General features: G+C 70.9%; 27 protein-coding genes. 24 read left to right on the top strand and 3 right to left on the bottom strand.

The genetic code is table 11. The features are described 5' to 3' along the window. Positions 1-1,002 precede the first annotated feature (1,002 nt). The 18 genes from rho to GIS00_RS06820 all read left to right on the top strand — a co-directional run bounded on the left by rho (position 1,003) and on the right by GIS00_RS06820 (position 17,193). Positions 1,003-3,057 (top strand): transcription termination factor Rho, encoded by a 2,055-nt coding sequence (gene rho / locus GIS00_RS06735; protein ID WP_322097607.1) that lies wholly within the window; start codon positions 1,003-1,005, stop codon positions 3,055-3,057. A gap of 85 nt (positions 3,058-3,142) precedes the next feature. After that, positions 3,143-3,580, top strand: a complete 438-nt coding sequence (locus tag GIS00_RS06740) for a PPOX class F420-dependent oxidoreductase (protein WP_154767455.1) — start codon at positions 3,143-3,145, stop codon at positions 3,578-3,580. Positions 3,581-3,787: 207 nt separating this feature from the next. After that, on the top strand, positions 3,788-4,000 hold the full coding sequence (gene rpmE, locus GIS00_RS06745) for a 50S ribosomal protein L31 (protein ID WP_154767456.1): 213 nt from the start codon (positions 3,788-3,790) through the stop codon (positions 3,998-4,000). Between the two features lie 174 nt (positions 4,001-4,174). Further along, positions 4,175-5,275, top strand: a complete 1,101-nt coding sequence (gene prfA / locus GIS00_RS06750; RefSeq protein WP_154767457.1) for a peptide chain release factor 1 — start codon at positions 4,175-4,177, stop codon at positions 5,273-5,275. Next, complete coding sequence (prmC, locus tag GIS00_RS06755) at positions 5,272-6,153, top strand: peptide chain release factor N(5)-glutamine methyltransferase (RefSeq protein WP_154767458.1); 882 nt, start codon at positions 5,272-5,274, stop codon at positions 6,151-6,153. Before prfA ends, prmC begins: the two co-directional genes overlap by 4 nt. Before the next feature lie 58 nt (positions 6,154-6,211). Next, complete coding sequence (locus GIS00_RS06760) at positions 6,212-6,856, top strand: L-threonylcarbamoyladenylate synthase (RefSeq protein WP_322097609.1); 645 nt, start codon at positions 6,212-6,214, stop codon at positions 6,854-6,856. 291 nt (positions 6,857-7,147) lie between these two features. After that, positions 7,148-8,308 (top strand): MraY family glycosyltransferase, encoded by a 1,161-nt coding sequence (locus GIS00_RS06765; protein ID WP_322097610.1) that lies wholly within the window; start codon positions 7,148-7,150, stop codon positions 8,306-8,308. 92 nt (positions 8,309-8,400) lie between these two features. After that, positions 8,401-8,865, top strand: a complete 465-nt coding sequence (locus GIS00_RS06770) for a hypothetical protein (RefSeq protein WP_154767460.1) — start codon at positions 8,401-8,403, stop codon at positions 8,863-8,865. Positions 8,866-9,010: 145 nt separating this feature from the next. After that, positions 9,011-9,364, top strand: a complete 354-nt coding sequence (locus tag GIS00_RS27335; RefSeq protein ID WP_230312855.1) for an AtpZ/AtpI family protein — start codon at positions 9,011-9,013, stop codon at positions 9,362-9,364. Continuing rightward, complete coding sequence (gene atpB, locus GIS00_RS06780) at positions 9,361-10,170, top strand: F0F1 ATP synthase subunit A (RefSeq protein WP_154767461.1); 810 nt, start codon at positions 9,361-9,363, stop codon at positions 10,168-10,170. The genes GIS00_RS27335 and atpB overlap by 4 nt, the downstream gene beginning before the upstream one ends. 93 nt (positions 10,171-10,263) lie before the next feature. Next, the gene (gene atpE / locus GIS00_RS06785) at positions 10,264-10,521 is read left to right on the top strand and encodes an ATP synthase F0 subunit C (RefSeq protein WP_154767462.1); all 258 of its coding nucleotides are present in this window, start codon (positions 10,264-10,266) and stop codon (positions 10,519-10,521) included. A gap of 74 nt (positions 10,522-10,595) precedes the next feature. Then, positions 10,596-11,123: a F0F1 ATP synthase subunit B gene (locus GIS00_RS06790; protein WP_154767980.1), complete on the top strand. Its 528-nt coding sequence runs from the start codon at positions 10,596-10,598 to the stop codon at positions 11,121-11,123. After that, complete coding sequence (locus tag GIS00_RS06795) at positions 11,123-11,944, top strand: F0F1 ATP synthase subunit delta (RefSeq protein WP_154767463.1); 822 nt, start codon at positions 11,123-11,125, stop codon at positions 11,942-11,944. Before GIS00_RS06790 ends, GIS00_RS06795 begins: the two co-directional genes overlap by 1 nt. Before the next feature lie 94 nt (positions 11,945-12,038). Beyond that, positions 12,039-13,685 carry a F0F1 ATP synthase subunit alpha gene (atpA, locus tag GIS00_RS06800; RefSeq protein ID WP_154767464.1) on the top strand — a complete coding sequence of 549 codons (1,647 nt, stop codon included), beginning with the start codon at positions 12,039-12,041 and terminating at the stop codon, positions 13,683-13,685. 45 nt (positions 13,686-13,730) lie between these two features. Further along, positions 13,731-14,672 (top strand): F0F1 ATP synthase subunit gamma, encoded by a 942-nt coding sequence (locus tag GIS00_RS06805; protein WP_154767465.1) that lies wholly within the window; start codon positions 13,731-13,733, stop codon positions 14,670-14,672. A 41-nt stretch (positions 14,673-14,713) separates the two neighbouring features. Further along, a complete protein-coding gene (gene atpD, locus GIS00_RS06810; protein WP_154767466.1) occupies positions 14,714-16,138 on the top strand; it encodes a F0F1 ATP synthase subunit beta in 1,425 nt (474 codons plus the stop codon). A gap of 176 nt (positions 16,139-16,314) precedes the next feature. Then, on the top strand, positions 16,315-16,707 hold the full coding sequence (locus tag GIS00_RS06815) for a F0F1 ATP synthase subunit epsilon (protein ID WP_407666757.1): 393 nt from the start codon (positions 16,315-16,317) through the stop codon (positions 16,705-16,707). 21 nt (positions 16,708-16,728) lie between these two features. Next, positions 16,729-17,193 carry a DUF2550 domain-containing protein gene (locus GIS00_RS06820; RefSeq protein WP_154767467.1) on the top strand — a complete coding sequence of 155 codons (465 nt, stop codon included), beginning with the start codon at positions 16,729-16,731 and terminating at the stop codon, positions 17,191-17,193. Between the two features lie 86 nt (positions 17,194-17,279). Here GIS00_RS06820 and GIS00_RS06825 read toward each other — a convergent pair whose 3' ends face one another. Further along, positions 17,280-17,861 (bottom strand): cob(I)yrinic acid a,c-diamide adenosyltransferase, encoded by a 582-nt coding sequence (locus GIS00_RS06825; RefSeq protein WP_154767468.1) that lies wholly within the window; start codon positions 17,859-17,861, stop codon positions 17,280-17,282. A gap of 74 nt (positions 17,862-17,935) precedes the next feature. Here GIS00_RS06825 and murA point away from each other — a divergent pair, with 74 nt between their 5' ends. After that, positions 17,936-19,210 (top strand): UDP-N-acetylglucosamine 1-carboxyvinyltransferase, encoded by a 1,275-nt coding sequence (gene murA / locus GIS00_RS06830; RefSeq protein ID WP_407666793.1) that lies wholly within the window; start codon positions 17,936-17,938, stop codon positions 19,208-19,210. A gap of 173 nt (positions 19,211-19,383) precedes the next feature. Here the strand turns inward: murA and GIS00_RS06835 are convergent, their stop codons facing one another. Continuing rightward, complete coding sequence (locus GIS00_RS06835) at positions 19,384-20,442, bottom strand: sucrase ferredoxin (RefSeq protein ID WP_154767469.1); 1,059 nt, start codon at positions 20,440-20,442, stop codon at positions 19,384-19,386. Positions 20,443-20,513: 71 nt separating this feature from the next. Here GIS00_RS06835 and nucS point away from each other — a divergent pair, with 71 nt between their 5' ends. Next, positions 20,514-21,173, top strand: coding sequence for an endonuclease NucS (gene nucS / locus GIS00_RS06840; RefSeq protein WP_322097613.1), 660 nt, complete (start codon positions 20,514-20,516; stop codon positions 21,171-21,173). Between the two features lie 133 nt (positions 21,174-21,306). Continuing rightward, positions 21,307-21,531 (top strand): DUF3107 domain-containing protein, encoded by a 225-nt coding sequence (locus GIS00_RS06845; protein WP_322097614.1) that lies wholly within the window; start codon positions 21,307-21,309, stop codon positions 21,529-21,531. 156 nt (positions 21,532-21,687) lie between these two features. Here GIS00_RS06845 and GIS00_RS06850 read toward each other — a convergent pair whose 3' ends face one another. After that, entirely contained in the window at positions 21,688-22,305 is a 618-nt protein-coding gene (locus GIS00_RS06850; RefSeq protein WP_154767470.1) for a TetR/AcrR family transcriptional regulator, read from the bottom strand. Between the two features lie 134 nt (positions 22,306-22,439). Here GIS00_RS06850 and GIS00_RS06855 point away from each other — a divergent pair, with 134 nt between their 5' ends. From GIS00_RS06855 to moeZ, 3 genes are all read left to right on the top strand, one after another. After that, positions 22,440-23,525 carry an alpha/beta fold hydrolase gene (locus GIS00_RS06855; RefSeq protein ID WP_154767471.1) on the top strand — a complete coding sequence of 362 codons (1,086 nt, stop codon included), beginning with the start codon at positions 22,440-22,442 and terminating at the stop codon, positions 23,523-23,525. A gap of 107 nt (positions 23,526-23,632) precedes the next feature. Next, complete coding sequence (locus GIS00_RS28840; RefSeq protein ID WP_154767472.1) at positions 23,633-24,793, top strand: DUF3152 domain-containing protein; 1,161 nt, start codon at positions 23,633-23,635, stop codon at positions 24,791-24,793. Between the two features lie 268 nt (positions 24,794-25,061). Then, positions 25,062-26,243, top strand: a complete 1,182-nt coding sequence (gene moeZ, locus GIS00_RS06865; protein WP_322097616.1) for an adenylyltransferase/sulfurtransferase MoeZ — start codon at positions 25,062-25,064, stop codon at positions 26,241-26,243. Positions 26,244-26,286: the final 43 nt, after the last annotated feature.

Genomic DNA, 26,286 nt, shown 5'->3' on the forward strand with positions numbered 1-26,286 from the left:
TGGAATCGATGTCGTGGACGGGCCGGGGAAGAGGTAGTCCCGGAGATCCTTCCATCAGCGTCCGTCCAGGTACACGGAGCGTCGTTCTGGGGCCGGTGAAGAGGATCCGGGCCGCCGCCCGGCTCCGGAACCGACGACCCGCACCCCTTCCCGCTTGGTCAGGGCATGTATTGAACCCGACCACGTGTCCACCGCCGCCCGGCGTGAGAACAGCGCGCCCGCATCCCTCCCCGCTGGCGCGCCCGCATCCCTCCCCGCTGGTCAGGGCATGCACCGAACCCGACCACGTGCCCACCGCCGCCCGGCTCCGGAACTGCTGTCGGCAGTCCTTCTCTGGTCAGGGCAGATCGTGAACCCGGCCACCCGCTCACCGCCGGTCGGACCCTGGAGTCCGGCGGGCGGAACAACCCCGGCTGGTCGGGGTATACGCGGAACCCGGCCACCTACCCATCGCCGCCCGGCCCTGGAACTCTCGCGCACTGACCCCGTTCCGGCGGAGATCGTCGGTCCCGGCCTGTCGTCAGATCCGAGCAACGGCGGGTGACCTACCGGGATGCCGGGGCCGACTCGGCGACGCGTCCCGCGGAGAGAGCTGCGGTCCCGCGGAGAGAGCTGCGGCGGGCGGCAGGGCATCCCGATCGCTCCCGGGAATGACGACACGCCGGGGGTTGTTGCCACTCACCGTGACCAGCGTCTAGTCTGGTCGTGATCACCGGTCGTGAACTCAGCCGCCGGAATCCTTGGTGGGGTCTTTCGTCTTCACGATCCCTGCACCCGATGCCGTTGGAGAACTGGTCATTCTCCGCCCCCTCGGGCACACACCACTTGATTCCGCAGTCCGGCGCACGTCTCCCAGCACCGTTCCTTCTTCAGGGAACGGCAACGGGCCGGCCGGGATCGGGATCCGCGCCCGCCGGGTGCGGTGCATCCGCCGCGGTCCATCTGTCCGCGGCGTTCGGAACCGGCCGGAATCACATCTTCGGGCCGGAAGGAAGGAACTTCGTGAGCGAAACCACGGAGCAGGCCGGCACCACGACCTCCACCCGCGCCCGCCGCAGCGGCGGCGAGGGCCTGTCGGGTCAGACCCTGCCCGAGCTCAAGGCGATGGCGAGCCAACTCGGCATCAAGGGCACCTCCGCCCTCCGCAAGGGCGACCTCATCGCCGCCATCACCAGCCACCAGTCCGGCCAGTCGGCCCCGTCCGCCAAGGCCGGGTCCAACGGATCGCGTCGCGAGCAGGCCGAGGCCCCGGCCGCCCCGGTCGTGGCCGCAGCGCCGGCCGTGGAGGCGCCGGCCGCGCAGGACTCCCGCAGCAACGGGCACGGCGAGCTGTCGCTGCCGCTGGACCTGCCGGAGCGCGAGCGCCCGGCCCGCCGGCGCAGCACGCGGGCCGGCGGCGCCGCCGAGCCGGCCCCGATCAACATCCCGGCCATCGAGCTGCCGCCGCCGCCCCCGCCGGGTGGCAGCGCCGCCCAGCACGACCGCAACGACCGCGGATCCGCCGACGGCGACCGGTCCGAGCAGGGCTCGTCCGACGACGGCCGGCAGCAGGACGGCGACGGCCGTGGCAGCCGCCGCAACCGGCGCGGCCGCCGCGACCGCGGTGACCGTGACGTGCGGGCCGAGGGGCCGGACGGCGGCGACAGCCCGTCCGGCGACCAGGGTCGGGACCAGAACCGTCAGGGCCGTGACCAAGGTGGTCAGGGTGGCCAGAACCGAGACGGCAATCGGGACCAGAACCGGGACCAGAACCGTGACCAGGGCGGCAACCGCGACCAGAACCGGGATCGCGGGCAGAACAGCAACCGGGACGACCTGGACGAGGAGGGCGGCCGCCGCGGCCGTCGCTACCGCGACCGCAACCGTCGCGGTCGGGACCGCTTCTCGGACACCCCGGACACCGAGATCCGCGACGACGACGTGCTGGTGCCGGTCGCCGGCATCGTCGACGTGCTCGACTCGTACGCGTTCATCCGGACCTCGGGCTACCTGTCCGGTCCGAACGACGTCTACGTGTCGCTGTCCCAGGTGCGCAAGAACGGTCTGCGTCGTGGCGACGCGGTGACCGGCGCCGTGCGTGCCCCCCGCGAGGGCGAGGCGCAGCGGCAGAAGTTCAACGCGCTGGTCCGGCTGGACACCGTCAACGGGCTCGACCCGGAAGCGGCCCGGCACCGTCCGGAGTTCACCAAGCTGACCCCGCTCTACCCGAACGAGCGGCTCCGCCTGGAGACCGAGGCGCACATCCTCACCACCCGGGTCATCGACCTGGTCATGCCGGTCGGCAAGGGCCAGCGCGCGCTGATCGTCTCCCCGCCGAAGGCCGGCAAGACCTCGGTCCTGCAGTCCATCGCGAACGCGATCACCACCAACAACCCGGAGTGCCACCTGATGGTGGTGCTGGTGGACGAGCGGCCGGAAGAGGTCACCGACATGCAGCGGTCGGTGAAGGGTGAGGTCATCGCCTCCACCTTCGACCGCCCGCCGGCCGATCACACGATGGTCGCCGAGCTGTCCATCGAGCGGGCCAAGCGCCTGGTCGAGATGGGCAAGGACGTGGTGGTGCTGCTCGACTCGATCACCCGCCTCGGCCGCGCCTACAACTTGGCGGCCCCGGCCTCCGGCCGGATCCTGTCCGGTGGTGTCGACTCGACCGCGCTGTTCCCGCCGAAGCGGTTCCTCGGTGCGGCCCGGAACATCGAGAACGGCGGCTCCCTCACCATCTTCGCCTCGGCGCTGGTGGAGACCGGGTCCGCCGGCGACACGGTGATCTTCGAGGAGTTCAAGGGCACCGGCAACGCCGAGCTCAAGCTGGACCGCAAGCTCGCGGACAAGCGGATTTTCCCGGCGATCGACGTGGACCAGAGCTCCACCCGCAAGGAGGACCTGTTGCTGTCCCCGGACGAGCTGGCCATCGTGGTCAAGCTGCGCCGGGTGCTGGCCGCACTGGACACCCAGCAGGCCCTCGAGCTGGTGCTCGACCGGCTGCGCAAGTCGCGCAGCAACGTCGAGTTCCTCATGCAGATCGCCAAGAACACCCCGGGCGGCGCCGACCACTGATCGGTCGCTGATCGACACTGTTCGACGACACCGGCCGGGTCCCTCACCAGGGACCCGGCCGGTGGCGTCTCGTAGGGTGGTGATCATGGCTCCCCGCAGCTCCGCAGCGTCAGGCACCGGCGCACTCGACGTGCTCGGCCGTACCCGCTACGCGCTGCTGACCACGTTCCGGAAGGACGGCACCCCGGTGGCGACGCCGGTGTGGATCGTGCGCCGCGGCGACGAGCTGCTGGTCTGGACGAACCCGGAAGCCGGGAAGGTCAAGCGGATCCGGCGGAATCCGGCCGTCACGCTCGTGCCGTGCGGGATGCACGGCGAACCGCTGTCCGGCACCGCGGTGACCGGCCGCGCCGAGATGGTGCCCGGTGGACCGGCGGTGATCGACGGGATCTTCGACCTGCTGATCGACAAGTACGGCTGGCAGGGCCGGATCACCCGGATCCCGGACCGGCTCGGCCGGCTGATCGGCCGCGAACCGCAGCCGGCAGCGGCGATGTCGATCGTCCTGGACCCCGTCGGCTGACCCGATCCGGCTCGCCCCGGCGCCCGTCGACCGGATGTCGCACTCGCAGTCGCGCAGCAGCATGTCCGGGGAATTCCGGACCCGGGGTCGGCGTTTGGCTTTCCGGTGCCCCGATGTGGCACTCTGTTCTGTCGGATCCGGCTCCGGTTCACGTCCCTGCATCCTGCACGGGCGACCCGGCGGCCATCAGAGAGGAAACCAACCGAAATGAAGACGGGCATCCATCCCGAGTACGTCACGACCGAGGTGACCTGCGGCTGCGGGAACACCTTCGAGACCCGGAGCACCGAGACCTCCGGCAAGATCACGGTCGAGGTCTGCTCCAACTGCCACCCGTTCTACACGGGCAAGCAGAAGATCGTCGACAGCGGCGGCCGCGTGGCCCGCTTCGAGGCGCGCTACGGCAAGCGCACCCGCTAGTCCCACCAGGGCGCCCGGCCCGATCGGCAACGATCGGCCGGGCGCCTTTGTGTTCCCCTGGGTAGTACTCGCGCTCGGCACCCGCCGCCTGCCCGTTCCGCCCCTCAACCCACAGCACAGCCTCCACCCACAGCACAGCCTCCACGCACGGCAACAGCAAGGTGAGAAGTCCAGATGAGCACGCCCGCACCGCCTTCGGTCCCGTCCGGTGGACTCGACGCCCTGCTCGCCGAGTACCGGCAGCTGCAGGAGGCACTCGCCGACCCGGCGGTGCACGGTGACCAGGCCGCGGCCCGCCGTCTGGGCCGGCGCTACGCCGCGCTCACCCCGATCGCCAGCACCGCACAGGCACTGGACGCGGTGCGGGACGACCTCGGCGCCGCGCGCGAGCTCGCCGGGGAGGATGCCGCCTTCGCCGAGGAGGCGGAGACGCTGGCCGCCCGGGCGGACGAGCTCGAGTCGCAGCTGGCCGAGCTGTTGCTGCCGCGGGATCCGGACGACGCCAAGGACGTGTTGGTCGAGATCAAGGCGGGGGAGGGCGGCGAGGAATCGGCGCTGTTCGCCGGCGACCTGCTGCGCATGTACCTGCGCTACGCGGAACGCCACGGGTGGAAGGCCGAGGTGCTGTCCGCGCAGGACTCCGACCTCGGCGGCTACAAGGACGTCACCGTCGCGGTGAAGGCGCCCGGGTCTCCGGCACCGGCCGACGGCGTGTGGGCCCGGCTCAAGTTCGAGGGCGGCGTGCACCGCGTGCAGCGGGTGCCGGTCACCGAGTCGCAGGGCCGCATCCACACCTCCGCGGCCGGCGTGTTCGTCGCCCCGGAGGCGGAGGACGTGGACGTCACCATCGACCCGAACGACCTGCGGATCGACGTGTTCCGGTCCTCCGGTCCCGGCGGGCAGTCGGTGAACACCACCGACTCCGCGGTGCGGATCACCCACCTGCCGACCGGCATCGTCGCGTCCTGCCAGAACGAGAAGTCGCAGCTGCAGAACAAGGAGCAGGCGATGCGGATCCTGCGCGCGCGGTTGCTGTCCGCGGCCCGGGACGCCGCCGACGCCGCGGCCGCGGACGCCCGCCGGTCGCAGGTGCGGACCGTCGACCGGTCCGAGCGGGTGCGCACCTACAACTTCCCGGAGAACCGGATCGCCGACCACCGGGTCGGCTACAAGGCCTACAACCTGGACGCGGTGCTGGACGGTGACCTGGACGGGGTGCTCGGCGCCCTGGAGGAAGCCGACCGGAACCAGCGGCTGGCGGGAGGAGCGGTATGAGCCGGACCCCGCTGCGTCTGGAACTGATGGCGGCCTCCCGCCGGTTGGAGGAGGCCGGCGTCGGCAGCCCCCGGTTCGACGCGGACGAGCTCGCCGCACATCTGCTGGGCGTGTCGCGTGGCCGGCTCGGTCTGCACCCGCTGGTCGGCGACGAGTGGGTGGAGCAGTACCACGCGCTGGTGGCCCGCCGGGCGGCCCGGGAACCGTTGCAGCACATCCTCGGCACGGCCGTGCTCGGTGCGACGACCGTGCAGGTGGGGCCGGGTGTGTTCGTGCCGCGACCGGAGACGGAGAGCCTGCTGGAGTGGGCGCTGGCCGCGGTCGCCGACACCCCGGAGCCGTTGGTGGTGGACCTGTGTGCCGGATCCGGCGCCATCGCGCTGGCGATCGCACAGGCGCGGCCGGACGCCCGGGTGGTGGCCGTCGAACGCGCCGCCGGCGCACTGGCCTGGGCCCGCCGCAACATGGAACTGCACGAGGCGGCCGGTGGTACCCCGGTCGACCTGCGCGGCGGCGACATCGGTGACGAGCGGCTGCTCGAGGACCTGGAGGGTCGCGTCGACCTGGTGACCGCCAACCCGCCGTACGTGCCGGACGGCACCGTGGTGGACCCGGAGGTCGGCGAGTTCGACCCGGCCGAGGCGGTGTTCTCCGGCGCCGACGGGTTGGACACGATCCGCCGGCTGGTCCCGGTGATCGCCGGGCTGCTGACCGTCGGCGGCACCGCGGCCGTCGAGCACGACGACACCCAGGGCGAGTCGGCGCCGGCACTGTTCGCCGCCCGCCGCGTCTTCGGCGAGGTCACCGACCACACCGACCTGACCGGCCGCGCGCGGTTCCTCACCCTGCGCCGGGTCGCGCTGACACCCCGCCGCTGACCGGTCCCGGAGTGCCCTGGCCGCCGGGTGGGTCATCGGGGTGCCAGACTGGTCCCTCGTGACGACCTACGACTGCTCCGATCCCGTTGCCCGCCGCGCCGGCCTGAGCGCGGCCGCGGACGCGGCCGCCGCCGGGAACCTGGTGGTGCTGCCGACCGACACCGTCTACGGCATCGGCGCCGATGCGTTCAACGCCACCGCCGTCCGGGACCTGTTGGCCGCCAAGGGTCGTGGACCGGACATGCCGGTGCCGGTGCTGGTCGGATCCTGGCAGACCATCGACGGTCTGGTGACGGCCGTGCCGCCGGTGGCCCGGCTGCTGGTCGAGGCGTTCTGGCCGGGCGGGCTGTCCCTCGTCGTCGAGCAGGCGCCGTCGCTGGCCTGGGACCTCGGCGACACCCGCGGCACCGTGATGCTGCGGATGCCGCTGCACCCGGTCGCCCTGGACCTGCTGCGCATCGTCGGCCCGATGGCTGTCTCCTCCGCCAATCGCAGCGGCCAGCCGCCGGCCACCAGCGCCGCCATGGCCCTGGAGCAGCTCGACGACTCGGTGGCGGTGTACCTGGACGGCGGCCCGGCGCCCATCGGTGTGGCCTCCACGGTGGTCGACGTGACCGGTGACCTGCCCCGGGTGCTGCGCCAGGGCGCGGTATCGCTCGACGCCATCCGCGAGGTGGCCGGGCAGGTCGAAGCGGCCTCCTGAGATATGCGGTGACCGGGAAACCGCCGGTCAACGGACGTTCTGGAAATTTCTTCGAGAAAGTTGCCCGGAACCGCGGAACGGAGCGGGGGGTACCCACGTCTCATTGCTGACCGCCTCGGAGAGCCGGAGATCGGGATCCCACGCCGGGATCGCAGGACCGGATCCGGAACCACTCCCCGGGTGCAGCGGAGACTCCCACGCCGGGAGACGACGCCACGGGCCCGTCCGAATGCCTCGGACGGGCCCGCGCGCATGTCAGGGGTGCTTCGCCGCCGCCGTTAGTCTGGCCGGGTGGAGGACTTCGCGATCCCGGGCCGGGAATACGCCCTGGTGTTCGCGACGGCCGTCATCATCACCTACCTGGCCACCGGCGCCGTCCGCCTGCTGGCGGTGAAGATCAAGGCGCAGACACCGATCCGGGACCGCGACGTGCACGCCCTGCCGACCCCACGGATGGGCGGTGTCGCCGTCTACCTCGGGGTGGCCGGGGCCGTGCTGATGGCGATGAACCTGCCCGCCCTGCGCCGCGCCTTCGAATCCTCGTCCGAGATCACCGGCGTGCTGGTCGCGGGCGCGGTGATCGTGCTGGTCGGGGTGCTGGACGACCGGTTCGACCTGGACTCCGTCACCAAGCTGGCCGGCCAGATCCTGGCCGCCGGGATCCTGGTGCTCTTCGGTGTGCAGTGGCTGTTGATGTGGATGCCGGCGAACAATCCCGAGGGCGGCACCACCGTCATCTTCAGCCAGGTGCAGGGCGCGCTGATCACCGTGCTGCTCACCCTGGTGCTGGCCAACGCGATGAACTTCATCGACGGTCTCGACGGGCTGCTCACCGGCGTCGCGATCATCTCCTCCATCGGCATCTTCGTCTTCTCCACACACCAGTTGCTGCTCTCCGAGGACGATCTCGCCGGATCCCAGCCGCCGCTGATCGCCGCCGCGCTGGCCGGCGCCTGCATCGGCTTCCTGCCGCACAACTTCTTCCGCGCCCGGATCTTCATGGGCGACTCCGGGTCGATGTTCATCGGTCTGACCATCGCCGCGGCGACCGTGTCGGCCGGCGGCAAGCTCAACATCGCCGAGTTCGGCGGCCCGCGGTCGACGATCGCGCTGCTGGCGCCGCTGATCGTCAGCCTGGCCGTGGTGTTCATCCCGCTGCTGGACTTCCTGATGGCAGTGGCCCGGCGCACCCGCGAGGGACGACACCCGTTCAGCGCCGACAAGCGCCACCTGCACCACCGGATGCTGGCCATCGGCCACACCCAGCGCCAGGCGGTGCTGATCTTCTACCTGTGGGCCGCCGTGCTCTGCGCCGGCGCCGTCTCGCTGGCATTCGTCAAATGGCAGGTCACCGTGGGACCGTTCGCGGTGGGAGTGGCACTCGCCGCGGTGCTCTCGGCCTGGCCGTGGGTGCGCGCGCGACGCCTGCGCAAGGCCCGGGCGGCCGCCTGATGACCACCGACGAACCCGCCGGCCGAGCCATCCCGACCACGGCACCCACTGCTCCACCAACTGCATCGACCACCGGACAGGACCTGCAACACGTGAGCGCACCAGGAACCCCGCAACTGCGGCTCGAGATGACCGCGAAGGCGGAGGCCCGCAGCCGGACCGGGGGAGCGTGGTCGCTCGGGCACCTGCGGCTCTGCTGGCTCTCGCTGCCACCGACCGCCCTGGTGCTGGTGGTGATCGCGGTGATCATTGCGGGCGGGAGAGCGGTCGCCGGCGTGTTGCTGGGCGCGGCGATCGTCGGTGTGTTCTTCACCCTGTCGTCGGTGATCGTGGCGAAGGTCGGCGCGCGGAACCCGAAACGCGTGATGCCCGCCGCACTCGGCACCTACATCGGGAAAGTGGTCGCGCTGGGCGTCGTGCTGACCGTGCTGCCGCGCGACGGGATCTTCGACACCCGTTGGATGGCACTGGGTGTCGGCGTCTGCCTGTTCGTCTGGCTGGCCGCGCACATGCGCTACGTGTGGACGACCAAGATCTTCTACGTGGATCCGTCCTGATCGTGCGCCGCTCACTCCGCCGGGTGACGGACGTGTCTGCACGGGCGACAGGTGGACGGCCGGGAAATGATCTTCGACAAGTTGTAGAGAAATGGGCGTCCCGGTGCAGCTTGACCGGGACCTTACTGATACTGTCGGCGGCGTCATGAAGATGCGGGCCGACGGCGACTCCACGTCCTCCGGGACGAACGAGGGTTGGGCTGTGATGACCACCCTGATCGGCGGTTTCGTCGTGTGGGGTGGCGTCGGCTGGCTGCTGGACAAGTGGTGGGACACCCGCCTGTTCACGCCCATCGGACTCGTCCTCGGCATGGCACTCGGGATCTACGCGGTGGTCGCCAAGTTCGGCCGCCCGTCCGGTGAGAAGGCCGGCGCGGCGGTCCCGGCGCAGACTTCACGGCGGTACACCTACCGCAGCAGCTACCCCCGTTCGAGTTCCTCCCAGATCTCGTACCGACCAGGCCCACCTCCGGCCAACCCCCGAAGGGAGCACGCATGACCCTGAGTCTGACCAATGCCGTCGGACTTCTGGCCGCTGAAGGTGACGGTTTCCAGGCGCCCACCGTCGAGCACTCGTTCTTCTTCGACCGGATCGGTGACGGCACCGTCATCGCGTCGGTCAAGGCGATGGTGCTGCTCGTCCTCGGGTCGATCCTGATCATCGCGTTCTTCTGGGCCTCGGCCCGGCGGGCCGCGGTCGTCCCCGGCAAGCTGCAGTTCGTCGGCGAGGGTCTCTACGGATTCATCCGGAATGGCGTCGCCATCGAGGTTCTCGGTCGTCAGGGCAAGAAGTGGGCGCCGTTCCTGGCCACCCTCTTCGTGTTCGTCTTCGTGATGAACATCTGGGGGATCATCCCGGTCGCCCAGCTCCCGGTCACCTCGCACTTCGCGGTGCCGGTGTTCCTCGCCCTGCTGGTCTGGGTCATCTACAACGTGGTCGGCATCCGCAAGCACGGGTTCTTCGGCTACATCAAGTTGCAGACGTTCATCCCCGGCGTGCCGTGGCCGATGCACTTCCTGCTGATCCCGATCGAGTTCCTGTCGAACATCATCCTGCGGCCGTTCACCATGGCCGTCCGTCTCTTCGCCAACATGTTCGCCGGCCACATGCTCGTGGGCGTCGCCGCCATCGGCACGCTCTACCAGCTGGAGGCCGGTGGAGCGGGCTACGCGCTCGCCGTGCTGCCGTTCGCGGCGAGCCTCGGCCTGGTGTTCTTCGAACTCCTGGTCTGCGGGTTGCAGGCGTACGTCTTCGTCCTGCTGGCAGCGATCTATCTTGAGTCGTCGCTCGCCGACTCGCACTGACCCGGACGCGGCACCTCGCGACCGAAGCCCCGCACCACCTGATCCCGCGCCGGTGGGATCAGCCCCGAAGCACCGAAAGGGAGAACCACCCCCATGTCCGCTGTTGACACTCTCGCCGCCGTCGACGTCCAGATCGTCGGCAACCTCGGCACCATCGGCTACGGCCTGGCCGCCATCGGCCCGGGCATCGGTGTGGGCATCGTCTGGGCCGCCTACATCCAGTCGACCGCCCGGCAGCCGGAGTCCGCGGGTCTGACCCGTACCTACGCCTTCCTCGGCTTCGCCGTGTCCGAGGCGCTCGCCCTCCTGGGCTTCGTCGTGCCGTTCATCCTGAGCAGCACCCCCGCCTGATCGGGTTCTCCCGCATCAGCTGACAGCCCGACCCGCACAGGAGTGACGACGTGACCCAGCCACTGTTGGCATCGATGGCCGGCACCTCCGGGACCCTCGCCGCGGAGACGACCAACCCGATCGGCCTGCCCTGGGGCGAGGTCGTCATCGCGATCATCGCCTTCGCCGTGCTGCTGTTCGTGCTCGGCAAGGTCGCCTGGCCGCAGTTCGAGAAGGCGTTCGCCGCCCGGACCAAGGCCATCGAGGGCGGCATCGCCGACGCCGAAGAGGCACAGCGCGAGGCCAAGGAAGCCCTCGAGGCGTACCGGGCGCAGTTGTCCGGCGCCCGTGAGGAGGCCGCGAAGATCCGCGAGGACGCCCGCGTCCAGGCCCAGGCCATCCGGGACGACATGCTCGCCCAGGCGAACGCCGAGACCGAGCGGATCGCCGCCGCGGGTCGCGCGCAGCTGGAGGCGCAGCGTGCGCAGATCGTTGCGGACCTGCGGGCCGATCTGGGCCGGGTGTCGATCGACCTGGCGTCGAAGGTCGTCGGTGAGTCGCTGGAGGACGAGGCGCGTCAGCGTCGCACCGTCGAGCGCTTCCTGGCCGATCTGGAGCGCTGATGCAGCACATCTCGAGTCGGCAGGCCCTCGACGAGGCCACCAACCGGCTGCTCACCCAGGCGGCGACGCTGGACGACACCGGTCTCGGTGCGTTCGGTGACGACCTGCTGGCCGTCGGCGGACTGCTGCAGCGCGAGCCGGCGCTGCGCCGCACGCTGTCCGAGGCGACCACCGGTGCGGACACCCGCGCCGGGATCATGTCGCGGATCCTGCAGGGCAAGGTCGGCCAGCCGGCCCTGGCCCTGGTCGACTTCGCGATCCGCCTGCACTGGGCGAACGGGCGGGACCTCAAGGAAGGCGTGGAGCGGCTCGGCCGCACCGCGGTGTTCCTGCGGGCGGAGCGGAACGGCGATCTCGATGACGTCGAGGACCAGTTGTTCCGGTTCGGCCGGATCGCGGACGCGAACCCGGGCCTGTCGGTGCTGCTGGACGACCCGACCACGCCGGGCGACGCCCGGGCCGAGCTGGTGCGCAGGGTGATCGGGGGCCGGGTGCTCCCGCTCACCGAGCAACTGCTGCTCGGCCTGGCGCAGGATCCGGGCGGGCGGTCGTTCTCCTTCGGCGTGCGCGAGCTGGTCGACCAGGCCGCCGCCCGCCGGGACCGTGTCGTCGCGGTGGTCACCTCCGCGGTCGAGCTGACCACCGAGGAGTCGAACCGACTGGTGGCCGGCCTGGGCAAGGTCTACGGACGGCCGGTCGTGGTGCACTCGGAGGTGGACGCGTCGCTGGGCGGCGGTGTCCGGGTCCGGGTCGGCGACGAGGTCATCGACGGCAGCATCTCCGGGCGCCTGGCGGAACTCCGCCGCCGGCTCGCCCGCTGAACGGCATGAAGCGCGGCAGCGGCATGAAGATCGAGAAGTTCCCGGTGCGACCGGGGACGGCAGTACTGGTACACGACGAAGAAACGGGAACGCGATGACCGAGTTGACGATCTCCGCGGACGAGATCCGCTCCGCGATCGAGAGCTACGTCTCCGACTACGCGCCGGAGGTCAGCCGGGAAGAGGTCGGCATCGTCGCCGACACCGGTGACGGCATCGCCACGGTCGAGGGTCTGCCCTCCGCCATGGCGAACGAGCTGCTGCAGTTCCCGGGTGGTGTCCTGGGCGTGGCGCTGAACCTGGACACCCGCTCCATCGGTGCGGTCGTCCTCGGTGACGCCAACACCCTGGAGGAGGGCCAGCAGGTCACCCGCACCGGCGAGGTGCTCTCCGTGCCGGTCGGCGACGGCTTCATGGGCCGCGTCGTGAACCCGCTCGGCCAGCCGATCGACGGCCTCGGCGACATCGAGTCCGAGGGCCTGCGCGCCCTCGAGATCCAGGCCGCCTCCGTCGTGCAGCGGCAGGGCGTCGGCGAGCCGCTGCAGACCGGGATCAAGGCCATCGACGCCATGACCCCGATCGGCCGCGGCCAGCGCCAGCTGATCATCGGTGACCGCAAGACCGGCAAGACCGCGGTCTGCGTCGACACGATCATCAACCAGAAGGCCAACTGGGAGACCGGCGACCCGAAGCAGCAGGTGCGCTGCGTCTACGTCGCCGTCGGCCAGAAGGGCACCACCATCGCCGGTGTCCGCAAGGCCCTCGAGGACTCGGGCGCCCTGGAGTACACGACCATCGTCGCGGCCCCGGCCTCCGACTCGGCCGGCTTCAAGTGGCTCGCCCCCTACACCGGCTCGGCCATCGGCCAGCACTGGATGTACCAGGGCAAGCACGTCCTCATCGTGTTCGACGACCTGACCAAGCAGGCCGAGGCGTACCGCGCCATCTCGCTGCTGCTCCGCCGCCCGCCGGGCCGCGAGGCCTACCCGGGCGACGTCTTCTACCTGCACTCCCGTCTGCTGGAGCGCTGCGCGAAGCTGTCCGACGAGCTGGGCGCCGGTTCGATGACCGGTCTGCCGATCATCGAGACCAAGGCCAACGACGTGTCGGCGTACATCCCGACCAACGTCATCTCGATCACCGACGGCCAGTGCTTCCTGCAGTCCGACCTGTTCAACGCGGGTGTCCGGCCGGCCATCAACGTCGGCATCTCGGTCTCCCGGGTCGGCGGCGCCGCCCAGATCAAGGCCATGCGGTCGGTCTCCGGCACGCTGCGTCTGGACCTGTCGGCCTACCGCGAGCTGGAGGCCTTCGCGGCCTTCGGTTCCGACCTGGACCCGGCGTCCAAGCGGTCGCTGGAACGCGGTTCGCGACTGGTCGAGCTGCTGAAGCAGCCGCAGTACAGCCCGTTCCCGGTCGCCGAGCAGGTCGTCTCGATCTGGGCCGGCACCCGTGGCCACCTGGACCGCGTGCCGGTCGCCGACATCCGGCGCTTCGAGGCGGACTTCCTGCAGTTCCTGCGCCACCACAGCGCCTCGCCGCTGGCCGCGATCGCCGAGTCCAAGGTGCTCTCGGACGACGTCGAGAAGACCTTGCTGTCGGCGCTGGAGGAGTTCAACTCCACCTTCACCACCTCCGACGGGACCGTCCTGGGCAAGGAGGCGGAGGCCAAGCCGCTCGACGCCGCCGCCGTCGGCCAGGAGAAGGTCCAGGTCCGCAAGCCGCCGCCGCCGAAGAAGTGACCGGCATGGACACGTTCGTCATGACGCAGGGCAGGAGGTGACCGGATGGCCGCACAGGTGAGGGTGCTGCGCGAACGCGTGCGTTCGGTGCGCAGCACGCAGAAGATCACCCGCGCGCAGGAGACGATCGCCACCTCGCGCATCGCCAAGGCGCAGGCCAAGGTGCTCGCCGCTGCGCCGTACTCGGCGCAGATCACCGACGTGCTGACCGCACTCGCCGGTGCCTCGACGCTGGACCACCCGCTGCTGACCGAGCGGGCGACCCCGAAGCGCGCCGGGATCCTGCTGATCACCTCCGACCGTGGCCTCTGCGGTGGCTACAACGTCGGCGCGATCAAGAAGGCCGAGGAGCTCGCGGCCCTGCTGCGCAACGAGGGCAAGGAGCCGGTGCTCTACGTCGTCGGGCGGAAGGGCCTGGGGTACTACACCTTCCGGCAGCGTCCGGTGGCGGCGTCGTGGACCGGCTTCTCCGAGAAGCCCGAGTACATCAACGCCGTCGACGCCTGCGAGGTGCTGTTGCCGGCGTTCCTGGCCGGCAGCGACGGGGAGGTGGAGACCGAGGAGGGCGTGATGGCCGGCATCGACGAGCTGCACCTGGTCTCGACGCACTTCGTCTCGATGCTGACCCAGACGGCGCAGGCCCGGCGGGTCGCCCCGCTCGAGGTCGAGTACGTCGGTTCGGACAGCACCGACGCCGGTGGTCCGCTGCCGGCCTACGAGTTCGAACCGTCGCCCGACTCGCTGCTGGACTCGTTGCTGCCGAAGTACGTCACCACCCGGATCTACGCGGCCCTGCTGGACGCCGCGGCGAGCGAGTCGGCCGCCCGGCGGCAGGCCTGCAAGTCGGCGACCGACAACGCCAACGAGATCATCCGCACCCTGAGCCGGGAGGCCAACCAGGCCCGCCAGGCGCAGATCACCCAGGAGCTCACCGAGATCGTCGGTGGCGCAGATGCTCTCGCGGCCTCGAATGCCGATGAGGACTGACATGACCAACAAGTGCACGAAGCGAAGGAATTGAGGACGCCATGAGTGCCCCCGCCATCTCTGCCACGGCCGGCCGGGTCGTCCGGGTCATCGGCCCCGTCGTCGACGTCGAGTTCCCGCGCGGCGAAGTGCCCGAGCTGTTCACGGCTCTGCACGCCGACATCACCGTCAGCGGCGAGACCCGCACGCTGACCCTGGAGATCGCCCTGCACCTGGGCGACGACGTGGTGCGCTGCATCTCGATGCAGCCCACCGACGGTCTGGTCCGCGGCGTCGCCGCGGTCAGCACCGGGTCGCCGATCTCGGTGCCGGTCGGCGACGTGGTCAAGGGCCACGTGTTCAACGCCCTCGGCGCCTGCCTGGACGTCCCGGGCACCGGCGAGGACGCCGAGCACTGGCCGATCTACCGCAAGCCGCCGGCCTTCGACCAGCTCGAGGGCAAGACCGAGCAGCTGGTCACCGGCATCAAGGTCATCGACCTGCTCACCCCGTACGTGCAGGGCGGCAAGATCGGCCTGTTCGGTGGTGCCGGCGTCGGCAAGACCGTGCTCATCCAGGAGATGATCACCCGTGTCGCCAAGAACTTCGGTGGCACCTCGGTGTTCGCCGGCGTGGGCGAGCGGACCCGTGAGGGCAACGATCTCTTCACCGAGATGACCGAGTCCGGCGTCATCAACGACACCGCGCTCGTCTTCGGCCAGATGGACGAGCCGCCGGGCACCCGGATGCGCGTCGCCCTGTCCGCCCTGACCATGGCGGAGTACTTCCGGGACGTGCAGAACCAGGACGTGCTGCTGTTCATCGACAACATCTTCCGGTTCACCCAGGCCGGTTCCGAGGTGTCGACCCTGCTCGGCCGGATGCCGTCCGCGGTGGGTTACCAGCCGACCCTGGCCGACGAGATGGGCGAGCTGCAGGAGCGGATCACCTCGACCCGCGGCCGCTCGATCACCTCGCTGCAGGCGATCTACGTGCCCGCGGACGACTACACCGACCCGGCGCCGGCCACCACCTTCGCGCACCTGGACGCCACCACCGAGCTGGCCCGCTCCATCACGGAGAAGGGCATCTACCCGGCGGTGGACCCGCTGTCCTCGACCTCGCGGATCCTGGACCCGCAGTTCGTCGGTGACGAGCACTACCGGGTGGCGCAGGAGGTCAAGCGGATCCTGCAGAAGTACAAGGAGCTGCAGGACATCATCGCCATCCTGGGCATGGACGAGCTGTCCGAGGAGGACAAGCTGGTCGTCGGTCGCGCCCGTCGCATGGAGCGCTTCCTCGGCCAGAACTTCTTCGTGGCCAAGCAGTTCACCGGCCAGGACGGGTCCTACGTCGACATCAAGGACACCATCGCCGCGTTCGACGCCATCGCCAAGGGTGAGTACGACCACATCCCGGAGCAGGCGTTCCTGAACGTCGGTGGCATGGACGACGTGATGGCGAAGGCAAAGAGCCTGGAGAGCTGAGACTCTCGACGGATTCCCGTTCGCGGGGACCTGGCCGGGTCCCGGATGCACCGTCCGGGACCCGGTCACCGCCGTGCGGGTGACGGGATCGGCCCAGGGGACCGCCCGTCCACCCGCCCGATGCGGGGCTACACTCTTCTCATTCACTCCCCAGATGTCTGGAGGCGGAGCCATCCGTGGCTGAGATGCAGGTCGACCTTGTCGCTGTCGAGCGACAGATCTGGTCGGGCAAGGCGCAGATGGTCGTCGCCCGCACCGTCGACGGCGACATCGGAGTCATGCCCGGGCACGCCCCGCTGCTGGCCGAACTGCGCGAGGGTTTCGCCGCGCGTGTCGTCGAGCCCAACGGCAACGTCATGGGTGTCGCGGTGCACGGCGGGTTCCTTTCGGTCACCAAGGCCGGCGTGACGATCCTGGCCGAGGCCGCCGAGCTGCACGACGAGATCGACGTGACCAAGGCCCGGGCCGCGTACGACCGGGCCCTGGCCACCGGCGGCGAGTCCGCCGAGGCCGCCGCCGAACTCCGCCGCGAGCGTGCCCGCCTGCTGGCGGTCGGCGAGTCGGTCTGAGGCAGCGAGGGTCACGCGAGCATGCAGGCACCGGAACTCATCGGACTGCTGCTGCTCGTTGCCCTCGTGCTGACCATCGCCGCGATCGCGGTCCGACGATCGCTGCTCACCCGCTCCGGCGGGATCGACATCTGCTGGCGGACCGCCGTCACGCCCGACGGGCGCGGCTGGATCTTCGGCCAGGGCAAGTTCGACGACCGCGGACTGGTGCTCTACCGGTCCTTCTCGCCGCTGCCGCTGCCCTCGCGCGTGCTGGAGCGCGACCAGCTGGAGATCGACGGCCGCCGGTCGCCGCAGGGCGCCGAGCCCGATCTGCTGCCGGTCGGCGCGGTGATCCTGCGATGTACGGACCGGACCCGTGCGCTCGAACTGGCGCTCTCCGAGCAGGTGCTCACCGGGCTGCGCTCCTGGCTGGAGTCCGTACCGCCCCAGCAGCGCGGCCTGCGCGGCGACTCCAACGAGCGCGGCGGGCTCCGCGAGCTCTGATCCTCCCGTTCTTCCTCGACCCCGGGTGCCGCTGTGCGGACCGGGCTCGTGTGCTGTCCGGGGTATGTCGCTGACAGGGCGCCGGCTCAGCCGCGTTCGCCGCCCGGCTTCCACAGCACGTCGCCGTCCGGGTTCGTCACCCGGCACAGGATGAACAGCAGGTCCGACAGCCGGTTCAGGTAGGCCGGGGCCAGGCCGTTGGTGTGCTCGGGGTCGGCCTGGATCAGTGCCCACGCGCTGCGCTCCGCCCGGCGGGCGATGGTGCGCGACTGGTGCAGCAGCGCGGCGTGCATGGTGCCGCCCGGCAGGATGAACGAGTGCAGCGGCTGCAGGCCCTCGTTGTAGGTGTCGCAGTCGTTCTCGAGTCGGTCGATGTAGTCCTGGGTGATCCGCAGCTGCGGGTGGGCCGGCGGCTGGTCCGGCACCGGGGTGGCCAGATCGGCGCCCAGGTCGAACAGCTCGTTCTGCAGCCGGCGGATGGTGGTGCGCACCCGCTTCGGCATTGGCGGGCCAACCGCCAGCACCACGCCCAGCGAGGCGTTGGTCTCGTCGCAATCGGCGTACGCGACCAGCCGCGGGTCCGTCTTGTGCACCCGGGAGAAGTCGGCGAGGCCGGTCGTCCCGTCGTCGCCGGTGCGGGTGTAGATGCGGGTGAGGTGCACGGCCATGATCCGAGCCTAGGTGCACCGGCGTGGCACGCGGCGCGGCCCCGGTCCGATCTGCCCTAGAGTCGCTCCCTGTGGTGGACGACAGTTTCCTGGTGACCGGAGGGGCCCGGCTCGAAGGAACGGTGGGCGTCGCCGGGGCGAAGAACAGCGTGCTGAAGCTGATGGCCGCCGCGTTGCTGGCCGAGGGCACCACCGTGGTCCGGAACGCACCGGACATCCTGGACGTGCCGCTGATGGGCGATGTGCTGACCGGGCTGGGCTGCTCGGTGACCATCACCGGCGACGAGGTGCGGATCGACGTCCCGGCCGAACTGTCGTACCAGGCGGATTTCCCCGCCGTGGGCCGGCTGCGGGCCTCGGTGTGCGTGCTGGGGCCGCTGATGGGCCGGTGCCGGCAGGCCCGGGTGGCGCTGCCGGGTGGTGACGCGATCGGGTCCCGCCCGCTGGACATGCACCAGAGCGGGCTGCGCGCGCTCGGCGCCCGGATGGGCATCGAGCACGGCATGGTCGTCGGCGAGGCCGACGCGCTGCACGGCGCGCACATCAGCCTCGACTTCCCGAGCGTCGGCGCGACCGAGAACATCCTGATGGCCGCGGTGCTCGCCGCCGGGACGACGGTGATCGACAACGCCGCCCGCGAACCGGAGATCATCGACCTCGCGGTGATGCTGAACCAGATGGGCGCGCAGGTGTCGGGGGCGGGCACCGCGACCATCACCATCGATGGCGTCGACGCGTTGCACCCGACCGAGCACCGGACGGTGGGGGACCGGGTGGTCGGTGGGACCTGGGCCTACGCGGCTGCGGTCACCCGCGGATCGGTGCGGGTGCTCGGCGTCGACCCGCACCACCTGGACTCGCCGCTGGAGCGGCTCACCCAGGCCGGCGCCGTGATCGAGCGCTTCGAGGGCGGATTCTCGGTCGACATGTCGGGGCGGCCGCGGGCCGTCGACGTGGTCACCATGCCGTACCCGGGTTTCCCGACCGACCTGCAGCCGATGGCATTGGCCCTGGCGGCGGTGGCCGACGGGCACTCGCTGATCACCGAGAACGTGTTCGAGGCGCGTTTCCGGTTCGTCGACGAGCTGATCCGGATGGGCGCCGACGCCCGCACCGACGGCCACCACGCCTCGCTGCGTGGTCGCGAGCGGTTGTCCAGCGCTCCGGTCTGGGCGACCGACATCCGGGCAGGTGCCGGGCTGGTGCTGGCCGGACTGGTCGCCGAGGGCGTCACCGAGGTGCACGAGGTCGGCCACATCGACCGTGGTTACCCGCGTTTCGTCGAGGACCTGCGGGCCCTGGGCGCCGGGGTGGAGCGGATCACCGGGGAGCGGGTCGCGGGGGACTGAGGCCGGCCGGCCCTGCGCGGCGTCGCCCGTGCTGGTCCGTTCGCCCGGTGGCCGGTCAGGTGTCGGGTTCTCGATGCGCGAACCGCATCGTTGATCAGGGCTTCGCCGTCGTTCCTGCCGCCGTCGTCCCTGTCACCGTTCGCTCGAGGCCGCGGGCGGGTGGGGCTCCGCACTCAGATGTCCCGGACCGTCCAGCCTGCCGCGGTGAAAGGCTTGCCGCCGCAGGCAGTGTCGGTCACCGTGGGGCCGGTGGTGCGGGTCAGCGCGAGCCGGCGCGGTGAGCCCAGCACGAGGGCGTCGATGACGGTCTCCTGCGGGGCGTTCGCGGCGGTCGACCCGAGGATCTGCACGGCGCCGGGCGCGGCAGGCGCACCGAGCTGCTGCCGCAGGTGCACGTCGGCCGCCTGCCCGGCGGGTTCGAGGTCCGCCCGGCCACGCAGCCACCTCGGTTCGATCAGCCCCTGCTGCGCGGCGTGGGCGACCTGCAGCGCACCGACTGCCGTCAGATTGCCGTAGCTGTAGCCCCAGGGCAGCAGCAGCGCGGTGCCGGCGAACCGGTGCCCGCCGAGGTGGCTGATCTCCAGCACGGAGCCGGGGTACGCCTGCTCCAGCGCCCGGACCAGTGGCCGGCCGAGGATCGCGCAGCACCGGTCGCGCTTGCCGTTGGTGCAGACCGCGAGCAGCCATCCCGGTCCGGGTGCCTCTTGCCTCGATGAGCTCGGGTCCTGCGCTCCGGGTGCCAGGTAGTTCTCCGCGGATACCGGGCCCGTTGCAGCCGGCACCGAGACCTGCGTGGGGTACATCGGGCCGGTCGGCCGTGCCGATTGCGGCGTCGACGGCGCGGCCGCGTGCAGCACTGCCCCGGCGGCGAGCGTCCATGGCGCGGCCGCGTGCGGCGACTGCCCGGCCGCGTGTTCCGCCGGCCCGGTGCTCCGGAGCTGGTCCAGGGTCGGGGGAGAGTCGAACTTGCGGATGCGGTGGCCGTCGGCCACGAGATGCGTGCCGGTGGAACGTCCGTCGGGTGGGCGGGTGGCGAAGACCCGGACACCCGGCATGGCCTCCAGGGCCCGGGCGCCCTCCGGTCCGTAGATGGTGGCGGTCACCTCGTCCGCCACCCTGTTCCCCCAGGCCCCGGGGGTGTGCAGCAGAACGGCGGTGGTGAAGGTGCTCGCCGTCCCCGCGGGGTCGTCGCCGGCATCGCGCGCGGCGTCCGAGCAGAGAAGGTCGGTCATCGTGTTCCAGGTTAGGTGGCGGCGTCCCGAGCGGGTGCGGCCGGACCCGCAGCGGGCCTTAGGGTGGCACGGTGCGACTCGTGGTGGCCCGCTGTGCCGTTGACTACGTCGGGCGGCTCACCGCCCACCTCCCGATGGCCCCCCGGCTGTTGCTGATCAAGGCGGACGGGTCGGTGTCGGTGCACGCCGACGACCGGGCCTACAAGCCGCTGAACTGGATGTCGCCGCCGTGCTGGCTGGAGGAGTCCGAGGGCACCTGGCGGGTGCAGAACAAGGCCGGCGAGCAGCTGGTGATCACCATCGAGGAGATCCTGCACGACTCCTCGCACGAGCTGGGTCAGGATCCGGGCCTGGTCAAGGACGGTGTCGAGGCGCATCTGCAGGTGCTGCTGGCCGAGCAGGTCGAGGTCCTCGGCACGGGATGGACGCTGATCCGCCGGGAGTACCCGACCCCGGTCGGACCGGTCGACCTGCTGTGCCGGGATGCCTCCGGGGCGGTGGTCGCGGTCGAGATCAAACGGCGCGGCGAGATCGACGGTGTCGAGCAGCTGACCCGGTACCTGGACCTGCTGGGTCGGGACCCGTTGCTGGGCAACGTGACCGGGGTGTTCGCCGCCCAGCAGATCAAGCCGCAGGCCCGGACCCTCGCCGAGGACCGTGGGATCCGCTGCGTCGTACTCGACTACAACGCGATGCGCGGGATGGACGACTCCGAGGGTCGCCTGTTCTGAGCGTCGTCCGCTGCGAGCGGATCCGCCGCTGTTCGCCGACGGCGGACCCTGTTCCGCCGGAACAGCGGGTGGGCCTGCACTAGCCTGGCTGCAGAGGCCGCGGGACGTCGGTCCGGAACGGAAAGAGGGCAGGGTGGACATCAAGATCGGCGTGACCGACAGCGGCCGCGAGCTCGTGGTCGCCTCGACGGCGCAGCCCGAGGAGATCGAGAAGCAGGTGGCCGAGGCGCTGGAGAAGTCGACCAACCTGGTGCTCGTCGATGAGAAGGGCCGCCGGGTCATCGTGCCGGCCGCGCGGATCACCTACGTGGAGATCGCCCCGTCGGACACCCGCCGGGTGGGTTTCGGCAGCGCCTGAGCGCACGGAGTACCAGCAGGGCCGGTCGACAGTTGTCGGCCGGCCTTCTGCGTTCCCGGTCCGGGTCGGACCTTCCGGTGACCTGACTCCTAGGTGGGGGCACGATCTGGTCGGACCCGATCCGCCTGGAGACGGGCGTTGGGCCGGCCTGCCCGCTCAGCCGTGCCGTGGGAAGCGGGAGATGCCCCGCCAGGCCAGGGTCGACAGCAGTTCGACGGCCTCCTCGCGGGGCACGTCCGCACCCTGCTGCAGCCAGTACCGGGCACTGACCTGCGACAGGCCGACCAGCCCGGAGGCCAGCAGGCGGCCGCGGGCCTGGTCCACCCCGGTGTCGGTGGTGATCGTCGTGGTGATGGCCTCGATGCAGTCCCGGGTCGCGCGCTCGACGATCTCCTCGACGGCGGGCTCACCGCGGAGATCGGACTCGAAGATCAGCCGGTAGGTCTGGTCGCCGCCGGAGACGAAGGTGAAGTAGGCCTCGACGGCGCGGTGCACGCGCTCGGTGTTGTCCTCGGTGTCGAGCAGGGCCGCTTGCACCAGGCCGACCATCTCCGAGGCGGACTCCTGCAGCAGCGCCAGGTACAGCTCGAGCTTGGACGGGAAGTGTTGGTAGAGCACCGGTTTGCTGACACCGGCGGCATCGGCGATGCCGTCCATGCCGGCGGCGTGGTACCCCTGCGAGACGAAGATGGAGCGTGCGGCGTCGAGCAGCTGGGCGCGCCGATCGGAGCGGGACAGCCGGGTCCCCGGCCTGGTGCCGTTCGGCTGTGTCATCCGTGCTGCCTTGCTCCCGGAGTGCGCCGTCCCCGGCGGGGTGCGGCGGAGAGCCGGGCACCGGAGGCACACGATACCCATCGGCACCGTGCGGGCCCTCGCCGTCGCGCCGCGCGGCGGGGCACGATGGACCGATGAGCAGTGACGGCGTGCCGAACCCCCCGACCGCGGCGTGGCCGCCTCCGCAGGGTCCGGCCGTGCACGACGAGCTGGTGGAACTCTCGGACGCCCCGCTCGCCGGCGAGGTACCGGGCACCGTGCCGGGCATGGCGGACGAGCCGCCGCCGGGGGAGTTCGAGGTGATCGACGGCCGCGGGCTGTACGTCCGGGTCACCCAGCCGGAGCCCGGTCCGGGGCCGGACGCCTGGTACGTGCACGGACTGGCCGGGTCGTCGACCAACTGGATCCAGCTGGCCGGCGCGCTGGCCGGGACCGCCCGTGGGTACCTGGTCGACCTGCCTGGGCACGGTCGGTCCGACCCGCCGCCGCGCGGGCGGTACTCGCTGGTCGACGACGCGGACCTGGTGGCCGCCGCGATCCGCCGCCGCAGCTGCGGCCCGGTGCACCTGGTCGGCAACTCGCTGGGCGGGATGGTGGTGGTGGCGCTGGCGCACCGGCACCCCGACCTGGTGGCGTCGCTGACGCTGATCTCGCCGGCCGTGCCGGACCTGCGGATGACCGCCGACCGCGGTGCGGACCCGAGGCTGGCGCTGTTGCTGCTGCCGGGCACCACCGGGGTGGCGACCCGCCGTCTGGGTGCGCTGTCCCCGGAGGACCGGGCACGCGGGATGGGGGCGCTGTGTTTCGGTGATCCGGACCTGATCACCGACGCCGAGTACGAGGCGGCGGCGGTGGAGCTGGGCTGGCGGTTCGGGTTGCCCTGGCTGCACACGGCGACCATCGGGTCGTTGCGGGCGCTGATGACCTCGTACCTGACGGCGGGACGTTGGTCGTTCGCCGCGGCGGCCAGGACCGTGCGGGTGCCGACGCTGGTGATCTGGGGCACACGCGACAAGCTCGTCGACGCCCGGCTGGCCGCACCCACCGCGGCGCTGTTCGCCGATGCGAGGTTGCTTGTGCTGCGTGGCGTGGGACACACGTCCCAGATGGAGGAACCGGCCACCGTGGCACGGGCCGTGGCGGCGCTCTGGCGGAGTACCGGCGGCACGGGCGCGCCGCACCCGGGGATCACTTCCGCTGTGGCAACCTCATCCCCGTGACTCGTGCAGGTCAGGATCAGCACCGCAGCAGCGGTGCGGCTGACCGGCGCGGGCAGGCGCGTTCGGGCGGCCGGGATCCCGGCCGGAGCAGTCGAGGAGGCACGCGGGTGCCATCGCCCCGTACCCGGGTCGGGTCGTCATCACTCTGGGACGACGACGAGGCACCCGCCGGTCCGCAGCCGCTGCGCGCGAGCTGGGACCCGATGGACCAGGCGCCCCGACACGCCCCGCGGACCCGCGTCGAGCGCCACCAGCGCCGTCGCAGTTCCGTCGGCTGGTTCTTCCACCACTACGGCTGGCGCGCCTACGCCATCCCGGTGCTCATCGCGCTGACCGTCGTGGTGATCGTGCAGATCGGCCGTGAGGGTTCGGGTTCCACAGCCGTCGCCGACAGTTCCACCCCTGCGATCCCGACCATCGTGACCACGGTGGTCTCCGGGGTGACCGTGACCGAGGTCCAGTCGCAGGTCGCCCAGCCGCCGGCGACTCCCACCACCGGCCCGCCGGCGACTGCGGCGTCCTCCGTTGCTCCGAGTGACTCCGCCTCTGCCAGCTCGCCGGGCATGACGGCACCGAATCCGAACGGGACGTTCCCGGCCACGGTGACCTTCGGCGCTCTGCCGGCCGGCGGCGATTTCACGGCGCAGGGCAGGGGCACCTACCACGTGGTCAAGGGCGCGACCCCGGCCTTCGGAGGCGGATCCACCGCGTACACCTACACCGTCGAGGTGGAGGACGGGATCCAGTCCGCCGCAGCGGACACCGAGTTCGCCACCCGCGTGGATGCGATCCTGCAGGACAGCAGGTCGTGGATCGGTTCCGGCGACTACTCGTTCCAGCGGATCGACACCGGCGAGCCGAGCTTCAGGATCAGTCTGGTCAGCCAGATGACCACCCGGGAACTGTGCGGTTGGCAGATCCAGCTCGAGGCGTCCTGCTACTACCGCGACGGCAACCGGGTGGCCATCAACAACGCCCGGTGGGCCCGCGCGGCGGTGCCTTACAACGGCGACCTCGGTCTGTACCGCGACTACGCCATCAACCACGAGGTGGGCCACGCCCTCGGCTACATGCACGTGCCGTGCGAGCAGAACGGCGGGCTGGCGAACGTGATGATGCAGCAGTCGTGGTCCGTCTCGAACGACGAGCTGGCGCAACTGAACCCGCAGCTGATCCCCGCCGATGGCAAAGTCTGCAAACCCAATCCCTATCCGTACCCGCTGGGCGGGACCACCGGATCGGCGTCCTCGGCGCCCGCGTCCGGCTGATCGGTCCAGGTTCCGGCTGGTCGGTCGACCTCCGGCAAGCGCTTCGAGGGTGTCGCAAAGGGTTCGGTGACCGGGCTGCGGCACCCGACAGCGGATCGGCCGGTCGCGCACCGGGATCCGGGAAGAACCCCGGACCCGTCGGGGTTGACACCACCAGCGGTACATCCCGGTGGTGCACGCCGCTCCGTGGATCGGGCAGACTGGACGTCCGGTTCGTATCGGTTGCCCGGTGCCTGCCGCCACCCACAGCGGTCGAGGAGAAGAAGTCGTGACGTCCCTGCCACCCCTGGTGGAACCTGCCGAGTCCCTGTCCAAGGCCGAGGTCGAGCGGTACTCCCGCCACCTGATCATCCCGGACGTCGGGATGATCGGGCAGAAGCGGTTGAAGAACGCGAAGGTCCTGGTCGTCGGCGCCGGCGGGCTCGGCTCGCCCGCGCTGCTGTACCTGGCCGCGGCCGGTGTCGGCACGCTGGGCATCCTCGACTTCGACACCGTCGACGAGTCGAACCTGCAGCGCCAGGTCATCCACGGCCAGTCGGACGTCGGCAAGAGCAAGGCGCAGTCGGCGGCCGAGTCGATCGCCGAGATCAACCCGTACGTGCAGGTGAACCTGCACACCGAGCGGCTGGACTCCGGCAACGCGCTGGAGATCTTCGAGCCGTACGACCTGATCCTCGACGGCACCGACAACTTCGCCACCCGCTACCTGGTGAACGACGCGTGCGTCCTGCTCGGCAAGCCCTACGTGTGGGGCTCGATCTTCCGGTTCGAGGGCCAGGCGAGCGTCTTCTGGGCGCAGCCGCTGGGTGAGGGGCGCGAGGGCGTGCAGTACCGCGACCTCTACCCGGAGCCGCCGCCGCCGGGCATGGTTCCGTCCTGCGCAGAGGGTGGCGTGCTGGGTGTGCTGTGCGCCTCCATCGGCTCGATCATGGTCACCGAGGCCATCAAGCTGATCACCGGTATCGGCGAGACGCTGCTCGGCCGGCTGATGGTCTACGACGCGCTGGAGATGACCTACCGCACCGTCAAGATCCGCAAGGATCCGCAGGGCGAGCCCATCACCGGCCTCATCGACTACGAGGCGTTCTGCGGCACCGTGTCCGACGAGGGCATCGCCGCGGCCGCCGGTCACACCATCTCCGCGCTCGAGCTCAAGCAGAAGATCGACCGGCACGACAGCTTCCTGCTGGTCGACGTGCGGGAGCAGAACGAGTACGAAATCGTCTCGATCCCGGGCTCGGTGCTGATCCCGAAGGGCGACATCCTGTCCGGCGAGGCACTGTCCGAGCTGCCGCAGGACAAGCAGCTGGTGCTGCACTGCAAGTCGGGTGCGCGTTCGGCGGAGGCACTCGCCGTCCTGCACAAGGCCGGTTTCTCGGACGCCGTGCACGTCGGCGGCGGGGTGCTGGCCTGGGTGAAGCAGGTCGACCCGAGCCTGCCGTCCTACTGATCCCCGGCGCGGCGCGGTGACGCTCGGTACTGGAGCGCGGCCG

This window comes from Nakamurella alba, assembly GCF_009707545.1.
Lineage (GTDB): Bacteria > Actinomycetota > Actinomycetes > Mycobacteriales > Nakamurellaceae > Nakamurella > Nakamurella alba.